The organism is Paraburkholderia metrosideri (assembly GCF_904848625.1).
Classification (GTDB): domain Bacteria; phylum Pseudomonadota; class Gammaproteobacteria; order Burkholderiales; family Burkholderiaceae; genus Paraburkholderia; species Paraburkholderia metrosideri.
In genome coordinates, this window is sequence record NZ_CAJHCP010000002.1 from 267,423 (window position 1) to 279,496 (window position 12,074).

A 12,074-nucleotide genomic window follows, 5' to 3' on the forward strand; every position below is an offset into this window, starting at 1 on the left:
CATGGAAAACAGGCTCCGGCTTCCCGGTCGACGTGCGCTACGGGTTGCCACAGGAACGGCGCTTTGCCTCGCAATCAGTTTTGCCCTTGACCTGTCGATCCCGGTGATCGCGCCGGTTTTCATCGTCTTTCTGCTCGCGGCCCAGAACCGGCCGCTGCCGTTCAAAGCGGGCCTGGCTTTCGCATTCGTCGTGATGCTGACGACGGGCAGCGGGCTGCTGCTGGTGCCGTTGCTGCGCCATTACGCGTTCGCCGGCGTGCTGCTGGTCGGCCTGATGCTCTTCCTCGCATTTCGCTATGGATTGCGCGGCGGCAACAACCTGGTCTCGACGTTTCTGGTGGCCGGATTGACGATGATCTCCGCAGCGGGAACCACCAGCTTCGAACTGGGCGTGACGGTGGTGGGTGCGTTGGTGAAGGGTCTTTTACTTGCCGTGCTGGTGTCCGTGTTGACTCACTGGCTGTTTCCCGAGCCTGCCAGCACGCGGCCCCAGCCCGCGCCGCAAGTCATGCCCGGCGGCCACGCGGAGCGCATTGCACTGCGCGCCGCGCTCGTGGTCATGCCGGTGTATCTGCTCGCCATGACCGATCCGGCGAGCTACATGCCCATCATCATGAAGTCGGTCAGTCTTGGCCGGCAAAGTTGCACGACGACGGCTCGTAGCGCAGCGCGCGAGCTGATCGGCGCCACGCTGCTCGGCGGGCTGCTTGCCATCGTGTTCTGGTTTGCGCTCAGACTCTTTGTGCACCTGTGGATGTTCTTTCTGTGGATGCTGCTGTTCGGCCTGCTGGTAGGGCGCAAGCTTTACGGCATCAGCCCTACGCGGTACTCGCCGGGCTTCTGGCTGAACAGTCTGGTCACCATGATCATTCTGCTTGGCCAGTCAGTGCAGGACAGCGCCGCCGGCAAAGACGTCTACACGGCGTTCGCGGTGCGTATGGGGCTGTTTGTGGCGGTGACCGTCTACGCGTGTCTGATGTTATTGATTCTGGAGCTATCGGGCCGCGCGCCATGAGACCCGGCGCCCGGCCTGTCGGCCGCCTGCATCGGCATCTGTGCGGATGGAGGGCCGAAAGCCGGGCGACGTCGCGGCGACGCACGTCGTGTGCAATGAAGGAGGTACCGCAATGAGCAAGGCGACAAGCGAGGCGGCCGTGCGCCTGCGGGCCGGCGACATCTTGCTGGAATCAGGCAGGACGCTCTGGTATCTGCGCTCGATCCTGCTGGGCCTGCTGCTCCTGTTCGTGCTGCTGGCGGTCGCTATGTATTACATGGGAGAGCCCGTGGAGACGGCGAAGCGAACGCCTTCATCGATGGGGGAGACCTTCTACTTCTGTGCGATCACGGCGCTGACCATCGGCTACGGCGACGTGGTTCCCACTTCGACGTTTGGCCGGATCGACGCAATCCTGCTGGGGTTGGGCGGCATGATATTCACCGGGCTTTTCGTCGCTGCGGCAGTCCGTGGTGTGCAGGAAGCTGCACGCCGCGCCGGTGATCAGGAGTAGTTGGGACGCGATGATTTCGGGAGCGCGCGAGAGCGGACGAATAATCGCGGTGCTCTTCGACATTCGGGCGTGACTACTGATTCGCGGGCGTCTCCAAAGAACTTTGCGACGTCGTCGCCAGATCTTCCTCCACGAAGCGCAGCAGGGCCTCCGTCAACGCCTCGCGCGGGTAAGCGTTCTGCGTGACGAACAGCGAGCCGATCGTCGTATGGACACGGGCGATCGGTACCGCGAGTGCCCAATGGTCAGCGTTGACGTAGCCGACGAGGGTACTGCCGGGCACGATCTGATCGTAGAAAATCACTTGACTGTCGTTGCGTGCATCGACGCGCGAGAGTTTGTCGTAACTCCGTTTGAGTATCGACGAAATGCGCTCCGGTTTTGGGAACGTCACGAGCGAGTAGTAGTGCAATTCGCGCGGCAATGGATTGCTTGCCAGCCAGGCCTTGCGGGTTGCCGGCCGCAGGCTCTGCACGGCACCTCCATCTCCCGGGGTGCAGGTCGCGCCTGGAAAGTGGCGCAGCAGATCGGCCTGATATTGTTCGGCGTCGTTGGCGAGCGGCGAGCCACCCACGGCTCCGGCAACACTCACTATCGCCGCCACCCGCCCGCGAATCTCCGGATACGCAACCACCGCTTCCAGAATGTCGGGTGCACCTTTGGAATAGCCAATCAGTACCAGCCGTGCCGGGCCGTCGGGCGGCGTCATGGCCATGATCGCGTCGCGAATCTGCCGCGCATTGTGCGCGGAACCCGAGAGTCCGCTGACGTCGAGCATCATGGCGTCGTAGCCGGATTGCCGGACGTGCGAGGTCACCGTGCCTGGTGCATTCAGCCAGGCCTTGAAGCAGTCGTAGCCGATGCCGGGCACGACGAGCGCAATCAGGTGCCGTCTGGATGCGCCGAGATCGACAGGCAGTGCCGTGCCTGGCGGTTCGGTGCCGACGCGCGTCAATGCGTCTTCACAGGGCCGGTAATCAGGCAACGTCGAAGCACGCGCTTGCAGCACCGCGCAAAAGATCTCGCGAAAGCGGGCCCGTTTGTCCAGCACCGCCGCTTGAGATGCGGGGACGAGAATCAGTGGTGGTGTGTCGGTCGAATAGGGAATGAGGGGTTTCGCCGCGCACCCAACGAGTGAAACACAGGCCGCGACGAGCAGGCTGAAGACGCGCATGCGCTGAGCGGCGTTAGTGGCCGGCATGGCTGTTGCCATCATCGACGTTGCTTCCGGCTGGCTTACCGCTCTCCAGATACGGCACCCAGTCGAGAAATTCCACGTTCGAAAAACTGAGCGGCCGCGTCGCGAAGAACATCACCGCGCGCAAACCGTCGGTGAAATAATGCGTGCCGTTGAGCGTGGTCCGCGGCCGCGCCGGTGGCGCTGAACCGACACCGTTCACGAAGCCGAGCTTCTCCAGGCCGCCCGCGTACATCATGTCCTGCACCAGCAGATTTCTCGCTTCGTCGACGTCGTCATCCATCACCTCGGCCGCGTCGCCGCCGCGAGCAAAGCGGCCGCCGACTGGCCGCGAGACCTGGGCCACATAGACGCTTTCAGTGTTGAAGCGGATCGGCGCGAGCCATCCGCGTATCGAAGTGGCAGGCGCGCCGGCTTGCGCTTCCTTGCGCAACACCACGTCCGGTTCCCGTCCGAAGGTCCATTGGGCGAGGTCGCCTGCATGCACGTCACGGTGATACCTTCTGCGCACCATGGCGGCACCGATGTCGCCGAGCGCACCGATCACAACCACGTTCAGCGGATCGGCGGCAGTGCTCGCGTGAAGGTCGGAGGCGCAACACGGCAGGCGTTCCAGTGCGGCGCGCAGCGACGCAAGATCGTGGCAGTAGGTGATCGCGTCATCGGGATACTGGAACAGGGTGAGTGCGAGGCGTGCGTCCGGAATGTCGTCGGGCACGGGCACAAAGAGCGTGAACGCAATCAGTGTCCGGTTACCAAACAGATCGACGTTGACCAGTTTGGGGTCCCGATCCGGATTGGTGAATAGAATCCCCGCACGCGTCTCGCCGGGCGGAACCGGATTTCTGAAGCCTGCTGCATGGAAGTATTGATCTATGCGCGCGTTCGTCGTGAACCCCATCAGCGTATGCAACGACCACGCGACTTCGAGCGGCGAAAAGTAATCCGGATCGGTGCCTGATTGCAGCAGCCACAGCGGTTGCTGCGTCATGTTCTGAACTTCGATCCACAACGGCTGCACGCTGGTTCTGTTGATGTCCGCGCCGAGCATGCGTTTGCTGTCCTCCGGTCCCAGCACGGCCGCGCTTACCCGTACGCCCTGTTTCTCTGCGCTGACCGAACGTTCACGCAGAGGCGCATCGGTGACGTTGGCCGGCGCGGTCCACGTCGCGCAACCGGCTGCGGCGAGTAGCAGCGCGGCGCTCGCCCACGCTTTGCTCGAAGCCAGTCGTCGCGATGGGAACGTGCTCATCGTCTCCCCCCTAGCGGAACGTCATCGCTTGCGGGATTCGTCTCCGAAGGAAACAGGTCGATCTCTGACAGCGAAGAGGGGTGCTGGTCAAAGATCAGTAGCTGACGATAGCCGTCGGTGTAATACGGATCAGTCGTGAGATTTTCGCGCGGCGCGCTTTGCAGAGCGGCACCGACTCCTTTGACGAAGCCGATCTTCGCGAGGTTCTGCGAATAAGCCATATCCTCCGCGAGCGCGGTGCGCGCTTCATCGACGTCGGGGTCGATTTTATGGGTCGTGAAAGTCGGTGAATGAAACGTGAAGCGAACGCCGATATCGCGGCTGATCTGGCCGACCCACACGGACTTGCCCCGGTAACGCATCGGGCTTAGCCAAAGTCGCAGATGATTGCGCTGGTGGACCGTGTCACGTGCTTTCTGCAACGCGAGGTCCTGCGCGCGTCCGAACAGATAGAGGTCGCTCACCGGCGCGTTGACGTAGCGCTCGCCCGATAGTGCGGAGGTGACCGTCTTCATGATCGCACCGGACCATCTTTGTTCGGTCGGGCTCCAGCCGCGACGGACCAGGGCGGGAAATGCATCGTCAAGACCGCCGACGATCACGAGATTGAGCGGGTCGCCATTTTTTGAACCGTCCCGATTCGTGGCGCAACAGGGAAGCGCCTCGAGTGCGGTGCGAAACGCGTCGTCGTCGGTATAGTCGATCATCTTGTCCGGCGCATAGATGGGACGCCGGAATATTTCACTGACGTAGTAGTCGGCATAGAAGCCGGGCACCACGATGAGGATCGAAAACGTTCTGGCCTGCCTGCTCGCAATCAGATCGATCTGCACGAGTTTTGCGCCTTCGCTAAGGTGGGTCAGCACGAAACCGGAGGTCTTCTCACCGGGCAGCACCGGGTTGTGAAACGCAAGCTGCCGAAAGCGCGCGTCGAGTTCTTCCTTGCCGCCCGAAGACGCTCCCTGGGCAAACGCCTCGGCCACCTCCGAAGCGGGAAAGAAGTTTGGATCGAGCCCCTGTGACATCAGAAAATAGCTGCGGGTGTCGTCGTTCTGAACTTCGATCCAGACCGGTTGGATCGATTGTTTCGCGAGCGGTACACCGAACACCGCTGCACTTTCTTCGTCCGACAGCACCGCTGCCGACACCCGCACTCCGCTATCGCTGCGCGTCGTCGCACGGCTTTGATAGGCGATTTGACCGGTCGAAGAGGGCGTCGCGGCACAAGCCGACAGAACGCAAATGACGACAACCGCCGTGAGCAGTCGATTCACGATGCCGTTCATCGCCGTACATTTACGCTCAGTTCAGTTTGTCGTCCGCTTAGTACTTCGTCCTTTGACGGTGAGTTCGAGAGCCAGCCCCTCCTTGCTCGCCGCAACGGCGATGGCGGGCCACGCGAGCGCGCAGGGCAAGGTCAGAAGCACGGTGCGACGTTTCACGATAGCCGCCTGTTGAGTGTGGCCTGCCGCATCGATACCGGCATCAAAGCGGACTCTGGACTTATAGGCACGGGGAGATGGCGCTGGTCGCATTGTTGTCCGGGCCGCGGAAACTCACCGAGGTAGCGGCGCCGCTGAACGACTGTCGTACGATGGCGGCTGAGCCGGAGGGCGGTTGCTGACCAGGCACGTAGACGTCGAAAGCCATCTCGTTGGCGAGCATGTACTGAAGATAGACCGTTTGCCCTGACGCGTTCGCCCAATTCACTGCAATGCATTGAGCGACCGCCTTCGGCGCATGCTGGCTTTGGCCAACGGGGTGCACGTCAGCAGGAGGTTGGGCGGCACAGGCGGACAGCGCGACGACCAGCACGGGGAGGATTTTTTTCATGTTGGCGGCTCGATATCAAATTCAGCGGGATTCAGACTTCTTCATGGAAGACGAATTGCCGTGCGATTCGTCTTCGCGTCCACCCTGTTGCGGGAGCGCAATGTATGGGGTGGAGTTATCACCTCGAAGACTTGCGACGCGCTTAGGTTGAAAGTCCATAGTGTTGTGCAGGCAACGACGATTCAATCGGACTTTGGTCTTACTCGGCCAGTCATTAACTGCTCGCCAACAATGCGTAGAGATGGCAGCTAGCGAAAATCGGCTGCTTGGCCTGCGTTATGCGCCAGTGATCGATCGCATCGCCCGAACTCTCTTGCGTGGCTCGAACGAAACCAACGCTAATGATGGGCGAATTTCTCCTGGAGCCGCTTAAGCACGGTTCTTACATGACTTTCTTTCCATTCGCCCCCGCGCCTCGACGCAATGCCCCGCCGATTGAGTTCTTCCGCCATCGCGCGCTGGGTCAGTCCTTCTGCCTTGAAGCTGGCGAACACTTTCGCTACCGACTTTTCAAATGCATTGGCCGCGTTCCGGCGCGCTTCGATATTCGCTTTCAAATTTTCCGTTCCCGTTGCACCGAGAACGACCCCGCGCGCCTTCGCGGCAGCGAGTGCAACTTTCATCCGCTGGCTTCGCTGATCGCGCTCCCACTCAGCCATCACCGCATGGACCTGCATCATGAATCGGTCCGCCTCGGGCAGATCGGCGGCTTTAAAGTCGACACCTGTATCCATCAAACTGTTCACAAAGGGAGCACTTCGCGCGAGTCGACCGAGATGCGCAAAAATTAACGTCGCGTGTTTTTTCTTGCACATCTCGACGGCTTTACGTAATTCGGCGCACGCGGCCAGGACGTCAGTGCTTTTTTTCGTATCATTGCCGGTAAACTCTCCAACCACCTTCCACTCACCTGTCTGAAGATAGTCAGCTACCACGGCGCGCTGTGCGTACAGATCGGGACAGCTGGAGCCTTTGCGGCCATCGCTGATTCTGTAGTAGACGACGCATTTGCACGTTGCCATGAAGTGAGTTCCTTAAATCATTCGTAGAATTCCCACTACGGTCATATCGACGGCAGTGATGAACTGCGCGCCATCTTCATTGAGTTCAGTGGATGAATGTGACGCTTCCAGCCGCCGACTTAAGCGAGATGTTTTGAAACATAACGGTAGCCGTGTACCAGTGGAGCGGCTTGATTAGAATATCAATGTATGAATCCTGAGGTGACCAGACCATAAGACCTTGGTCCAATATGACCTTTGGATCGTGCGACATACGCTGGCTATTTCTTTTTCGTGCGTGAGCGCCCTGGTAACCGCGCTCGCCGGAGCTGTGGAGTGCCGCGACATGATGGATTTATCGGCGCTGCATTAGAACGGTTATCCGATGCAATTAAGAAGTCGCGACCTTTCATCGGGTGCGCGTCTTGGCGAACTTCACGATGTGCGACCTCGTGGCTTCAGGAATGAGGCGACAGTGCGCGCTGATAACAGGAAATCGCACCTCAATATAGATCGTCAGCCAGACGCGATTCGGTGCTGACGATCTTGCCAAAAAGCTGGATCTTGTTGTCAGCGCGTCTCAACCATAGGGTTATCACGGACCAATGTATCCATTCCGGTATGTACCGGAGGGATTGTGATGTCGCACTTCTGCGTCTTGTCCTCGAATGGACCTTTTAGATGAAGCCCGGAAAAATGCATATTGCATCATTCGGAAACGTTCGGAGTACTTTTGACGGACCCTCCCACGATCCGATTTCGGTGTGATGCAGGTGGGTGGATATCCTTAACCATCCTGAGAACGTTCGTTAAACGTAGTTGTCAAGTCTGGCTGAATGCAACGCAGCAGCTTTGACACCTTCGGTGCATTTTTCTGCTGCTGTTAAATTAAATATCTCTATACAAACGCAAATCCAGGGAAGCAAAAAAACATTGGTAATGCACGGTAATAAATTTTTGCATCGCCTATACTTCGGTGCAGTTGCCGCTGGCCACGGCAATTGTGTCGCGCAATCAAATCAGGTGGTTCAATCCCGTAGTCCAGACGTTCGGTAGCATTGCATCTGCACGTAACGGTACGGAGACACCGATGATCAATCTGATCATGCAGGTTAAGGAACTGGCGTTAAACAAAGTAGAACCTTCACTAGCCCGGTTCCACCCAAAGCGTTGGATTCCTCACCGTCATTACCCAGACATTCCTTCTTTGCGAACAACAAGCCAGGCGACTCGCGTTGGGGAAAATCGCCCTTCGCGAAATGGTATATGCGTCTCGTTTCCTTTTGTTCGCCGTCGAGTTGAATCATCGAAGAGGCAGACAATGTCCACTACGCATCGGGTTGCTGAACCGACGCCAGGATTGCGAGGATATGTCGGTGCATGGGCGACGTGGCTCTGGCGACGGGAGCGCCATACCCGTCGCGTGCTGGACGTGAGAATGCCCCTGTGCGAGACACTTGAAATGATGCCCGTCGCGGTCGTCACGATCGACCAGCGGGCCCGGATTATCTTTGCCAACGCCAAAGCAATCGAACTATTCGGCTATAGCCGGGAAGAATTGACGGCTGCATCGGCCGATATGCTGTTCCCCCTTCATGCCGTGTGTGACAGCCATTTGACGGGGGCGAACAACAACGTCGAAAACAGAATCGCGGAAGTGGCAACGACTCAGGTGCTCGTTGCGCGACGCCGTGATGGCGTCGACTTTCCCACTGAAGTGAATACCAGCAGACACAGAAGCTTGAATCAGGTCATACAGATCGTGGTAATTCTGGATCGCACGGCTTGTGCCGAAGTGTCTCGAAGCGGTGAGGAACTCGAACATCTGGCGCGGGTATCGTCGTTAGGTGAGCTCGCCGGCTCTCTTGCCCATGAGTTGAAGCAACCGCTTACCGCGATACTGTTCAATGCTCAGGCAGCGCAAAAATTCATGGCGTCGAAGACGGCCAATCCCGCAGAATTGCGCGATGCGTTGGAAGATATTGTCACGGACAATTGCCGGGCGAGTGAGGTGATCCATAGAATCCGCACCTTGGCGCGTAAAGGCGAGATTGATTTGCGCCCGTTGAGTGTCAACGAGGTGATCGGCGATATCGAGCGATTGGTGCACAGCGACGCCATCACGCGCGGCATCCAGATCCGCTTCGACCTTGCCGGCAATCTCGCGCCAGTGTACGGCGACAAGGTGCAAATTCAGCAGGTCGTACTGAACCTGCTGCTGAACGCTTTCGACGCGGTCAAGGAGCGCGCTCCTGAAGAACGTCTGGTCGAGACCATCGCCCGCGACGAACCGGGCGGCGGCGTGCGGATCACCGTGCGAGACCACGGACCCGGCCTGACGGCCGACCAGATGCACAAGATTTTCAGAGCCTTTTACACCACCAAGCCGTTGGGACTCGGGTTGGGTCTTTCCATCAGCCGCACGATCATCACCGGTCACGGAGGCCGATTATGGGCGGAGAACAACGAGGGTATGGGAGCGTCGTTTCACGTGACATTGCCGGCGGGACCGGGTGCACAGCAGGCCGATATACACCGGCCGCGATGAACGAGAGCATCGCGCGCGTTTTTATCGTTGACGATGACGAACGTGTGCGAGGTGCGCTAGCCCGGTTACTGCGCGCTTCGGGATACCACGTCGAAGCCTTCGAGAGTCCAGAATCGTTGCTGCAGAGGAACGATCTGGCGAGCACACCCGCTTGCATTCTGCTCGATTTGCAGATGCCCGGGCTGACGGGTCTCGAAGTTCAGAGTCAACTCAATCAGCTTCTGCCCATCATATTTCTGACGGGGCACGGCGACATCGGTTCCTGTGCCGATGCGATGAAGGGCGGGGCGGTCGATTTTCTGATCAAGCCGGTGTGCGAATCGCTCGTGCTCGCGGCTATCGAGCGTGCGCTTGCGCGTGCCAGTGCGGAATGCGCAAAACGAAAGCAGCGCGCCGAGATCGAGGAACGCGTCAATCATCTCACTCGTCGCGAGCGTGAAGTGATGGCGCTGGTGCTAACCGGTCGACTGAACAAACAGGTCGCCAGCGAATTGGGCGCCGCGGAAAAGACCATCAAGATTCATCGCGCTCGTGTGATGGAGAAAATGAAGGCGAGATCGATCGTCGAACTCGTCCGGTTGGCAGAAAAAGGCGGCGTGCACGCCGCTGACGACGAGTAACCCAGCGCGGTACCCCGAACCGCGCCCCGCCAATTTTCCGAGCTCACTGCCGGCGCCAGCCGGGCAGTCCGCCCGGACATGTTCACTTCGCCGATGCGCTGGTGGACCAAAGCCCTATATCGCAACCCGCTATCTGCCGTTACGCTGGAGTGGTAAAGCTTATCTATGGGGAACCGCGCGCTCGCGCTGTCATATGCCCAACCTCGAGCCAATCGTAGCTGTGATCGACGACGATGAGTCGGTGTGCCGCTCTATCCAGCGGCTGCTGCGCTCGGCCGGAATCGAAGCAGAGACGTTTTCCAGTGGCGCCCAGTTCCTGGACACGCTCACCTCGACTCCGTCGTATCGGCCCGCGTGTGTGATTCTGGACATCCAGATGCCGGGCATCAACGGCCTGGAAGTTCAGCGGCGGATTTTGCCGATGTCATTGCCCATCATCGTGATTACCGCCTACGACGAGATGTCCGCCCGACAGGCCGCGATGGCGGCCGGCGCGATGGAATACCTGTGCAAACCGCTGAACGGCGCCATTCTGATCGGCGCCGTGGAGAGGGCGCTGGGGCGCCAGTCGCTGGACTGAACCACGTTCGCTCTGCACAGCGATATGAGACTAAGGTCCGATTGTCGCGTTTTATCCCGACTACCAAACTGCACTCAGTCGCCGCGTTCTTCGGCGCGCTGCGCGGCATCGTTTGAAGAAAATCCGGGAGCGTACGTGATGATGTTCAAGTCCGTTGTACCCACGATGTTGCCCGGCGTTGCTGTGGTCAGCCTGCCGGCAACACCAGTGCCGGTCGGCAACCCGACGGCCTCATGATCATGCGGGCCCTACGATGAAACCCGTTCCCGTCCTTCGCTGCGCGCCGCTGTGGCGGATTGGCGTGCTCGCGCGTGCATTGGCCTGGTTTGCGTGTGCAGCACGTGCGCTGCTGCTGCTCGCAGCGGGCGTCACCCTGCTCGCGGCATGCAGGAAACCACCCGCCACGCCGGCGGCCGTCGTGCCGGATGTGACGGTCACGACGGTGGTCCAGCAGGACACCCCGGTCGATTTCGAATTTACCGCGCAGACCCAGAGTTCCCGGGAGGTCGAGATCCGTTCGAGAGTGGACGGCTTTCTCGACAAGCGCATGTATGTCGAAGGACAGGTAGTCAAGGCCGGTCAGACGATGTTCCAGATGGACAGCAAACCGTTCGAGGCCGCGTTGCAGACCGCCAGAGGACAGTTGGCGCAGCAACAGGCCCGGCTCGAAGTCGCGAAGGCCAATCTCGCCCGCGTTGAACCGTTGGCCGCGCAGAATGCGTTGAGCAAGAAAGATCTCGACGACGCAGTCGGCAACGAAAAGCAGTCTGCGGCAGCGGTCATCGCGGCGAGGGGCGAAGTCGATACAGCGCTGCTGAATCTCGGCTATACGACGATCAAATCGCCGCTCACAGGTCTGTCGAGCTTTGCCCGCCAGCAGGATGGCAGCTATGTCACGGCTACCGCCAACGGCTTATTGACCTACGTCTATCAATTGAACCCGATGTGGGTGAACTTCAGCATTTCTGAAAACGAGATGTTGAAGTACCGCGACCAGATTGCAACGGGGCAGTTGAAGTTTCCCGCGCACAACAATTTTGAGGTCGAGTTGATTCTCGCCGACGGTTCGCAGTTCTCGCAGACGGGACGCATCGACTTTACCAATCCGGCCTTCAACACCGAAACCGGGACCTTCCTGGTGCGGGCGGTTTTCGACAACCCGAAGGGGCTCCTGCGGCCGGGTCAATTCGTCCGGGCGCGTATTTCCGGCGCGATTCGGCCCAATTCGATTCTGGTCCCGCAACGCGCCGTCTTGCAGGGTGCGAAAAGCCATTTCGTGTGGGTGGTGGACGACCAGTCGAAGGCGCACCAGCGAGTGATTGAAGTGGGCGACTGGCACGGCGACGACTGGTTCGTGTCGGAAGGACTCAAGGCGGGCGAGCGCATTGTCGTGGACGGTGCGCTACGGGTTGCCGCGGGGGCTCAACTCAAGATTGTCGCGGCGCCGGCAGTCGCGAATAGCGCGGCGTCCGCTCCTGCGACGCAGGCTGCGGGAGCCCCGGCGCAAGGATCCAGCAGCGGTGCGAGCCAATGA

General features: G+C 59.7%; 11 protein-coding genes. 6 read left to right on the forward strand and 5 right to left on the reverse strand.

What is annotated here, in order from left to right; translation table 11 throughout:
* Position 1 precedes the first annotated feature (1 nt).
* Positions 2-1,015, forward strand: a complete 1,014-nt coding sequence (locus LMG28727_RS04090) for a DUF2955 domain-containing protein (RefSeq protein WP_201641028.1) — start codon at positions 2-4, stop codon at positions 1,013-1,015.
* A 112-nt stretch (positions 1,016-1,127) separates the two neighbouring features.
* A complete protein-coding gene (locus tag LMG28727_RS04095) occupies positions 1,128-1,508 on the forward strand; it encodes a potassium channel family protein (RefSeq protein ID WP_201641029.1) in 381 nt (126 codons plus the stop codon).
* Positions 1,509-1,581: 73 nt separating this feature from the next.
* Here the strand turns inward: LMG28727_RS04095 and LMG28727_RS04100 are convergent, their stop codons facing one another.
* From LMG28727_RS04100 to LMG28727_RS04120, 5 genes are all read right to left on the reverse strand, one after another.
* Positions 1,582-2,682 carry a lipase family protein gene (locus tag LMG28727_RS04100; protein WP_201641353.1) on the reverse strand — a complete coding sequence of 367 codons (1,101 nt, stop codon included), beginning with the start codon at positions 2,680-2,682 and terminating at the stop codon, positions 1,582-1,584.
* Positions 2,683-2,695: 13 nt separating this feature from the next.
* Complete coding sequence (locus LMG28727_RS04105; protein WP_201641030.1) at positions 2,696-3,958, reverse strand: LssY C-terminal domain-containing protein; 1,263 nt, start codon at positions 3,956-3,958, stop codon at positions 2,696-2,698.
* Entirely contained in the window at positions 3,955-5,244 is a 1,290-nt protein-coding gene (locus tag LMG28727_RS04110; protein ID WP_201641031.1) for an LssY C-terminal domain-containing protein, read from the reverse strand. Before LMG28727_RS04110 ends, LMG28727_RS04105 begins: the two co-directional genes overlap by 4 nt.
* 217 nt (positions 5,245-5,461) lie before the next feature.
* On the reverse strand, positions 5,462-5,791 hold the full coding sequence (locus tag LMG28727_RS04115) for a hypothetical protein (protein ID WP_201641032.1): 330 nt from the start codon (positions 5,789-5,791) through the stop codon (positions 5,462-5,464).
* A gap of 338 nt (positions 5,792-6,129) precedes the next feature.
* Entirely contained in the window at positions 6,130-6,813 is a 684-nt protein-coding gene (locus LMG28727_RS04120) for a recombinase family protein (protein ID WP_201641033.1), read from the reverse strand.
* 1,069 nt (positions 6,814-7,882) lie between these two features.
* Here LMG28727_RS04120 and LMG28727_RS04125 point away from each other — a divergent pair.
* The 4 genes from LMG28727_RS04125 (at position 7,883) to LMG28727_RS04140 (ending at position 12,074) form a co-directional block, all read left to right on the forward strand.
* The gene (locus LMG28727_RS04125; RefSeq protein ID WP_201641034.1) at positions 7,883-9,340 is read left to right on the forward strand and encodes a sensor histidine kinase; all 1,458 of its coding nucleotides are present in this window, start codon (positions 7,883-7,885) and stop codon (positions 9,338-9,340) included.
* Positions 9,337-9,960: a response regulator transcription factor gene (locus tag LMG28727_RS04130; protein WP_201641035.1), complete on the forward strand. Its 624-nt coding sequence runs from the start codon at positions 9,337-9,339 to the stop codon at positions 9,958-9,960. The genes LMG28727_RS04125 and LMG28727_RS04130 overlap by 4 nt, the downstream gene beginning before the upstream one ends.
* A 193-nt stretch (positions 9,961-10,153) precedes the next feature.
* A complete protein-coding gene (locus LMG28727_RS04135) occupies positions 10,154-10,540 on the forward strand; it encodes a response regulator transcription factor (RefSeq protein WP_201641036.1) in 387 nt (128 codons plus the stop codon).
* Positions 10,541-10,793: 253 nt separating this feature from the next.
* Entirely contained in the window at positions 10,794-12,074 is a 1,281-nt protein-coding gene (locus LMG28727_RS04140) for an efflux RND transporter periplasmic adaptor subunit (RefSeq protein ID WP_201641037.1), read from the forward strand.

What these genes read in the sequence shown, in the direction of transcription:
- LMG28727_RS04090 (WP_201641028.1), top strand. Translation starts at nt 2, where the DNA reads ATGGAAAACAGGCTCCGGCTTCCCGGTCGACGTGCGCTACGGGTTGCC.
- LMG28727_RS04095 (WP_201641029.1), top strand. Translation starts at nt 1,128, where the DNA reads ATGAGCAAGGCGACAAGCGAGGCGGCCGTGCGCCTGCGGGCCGGCGAC.
- LMG28727_RS04100 (WP_201641353.1), bottom strand. Translation starts at nt 2,682, where the DNA reads ATGCGCGTCTTCAGCCTGCTCGTCGCGGCCTGTGTTTCACTCGTTGGG.
- LMG28727_RS04105 (WP_201641030.1), bottom strand. Translation starts at nt 3,958, where the DNA reads ATGAGCACGTTCCCATCGCGACGACTGGCTTCGAGCAAAGCGTGGGCG.
- LMG28727_RS04110 (WP_201641031.1), bottom strand. Translation starts at nt 5,244, where the DNA reads ATGAACGGCATCGTGAATCGACTGCTCACGGCGGTTGTCGTCATTTGC.
- LMG28727_RS04115 (WP_201641032.1), bottom strand. Translation starts at nt 5,791, where the DNA reads ATGAAAAAAATCCTCCCCGTGCTGGTCGTCGCGCTGTCCGCCTGTGCC.
- LMG28727_RS04120 (WP_201641033.1), bottom strand. Translation starts at nt 6,813, where the DNA reads ATGGCAACGTGCAAATGCGTCGTCTACTACAGAATCAGCGATGGCCGC.
- LMG28727_RS04125 (WP_201641034.1), top strand. Translation starts at nt 7,883, where the DNA reads ATGATCAATCTGATCATGCAGGTTAAGGAACTGGCGTTAAACAAAGTA.
- LMG28727_RS04130 (WP_201641035.1), top strand. Translation starts at nt 9,337, where the DNA reads ATGAACGAGAGCATCGCGCGCGTTTTTATCGTTGACGATGACGAACGT.
- LMG28727_RS04135 (WP_201641036.1), top strand. Translation starts at nt 10,154, where the DNA reads ATGCCCAACCTCGAGCCAATCGTAGCTGTGATCGACGACGATGAGTCG.
- LMG28727_RS04140 (WP_201641037.1), top strand. Translation starts at nt 10,794, where the DNA reads ATGAAACCCGTTCCCGTCCTTCGCTGCGCGCCGCTGTGGCGGATTGGC.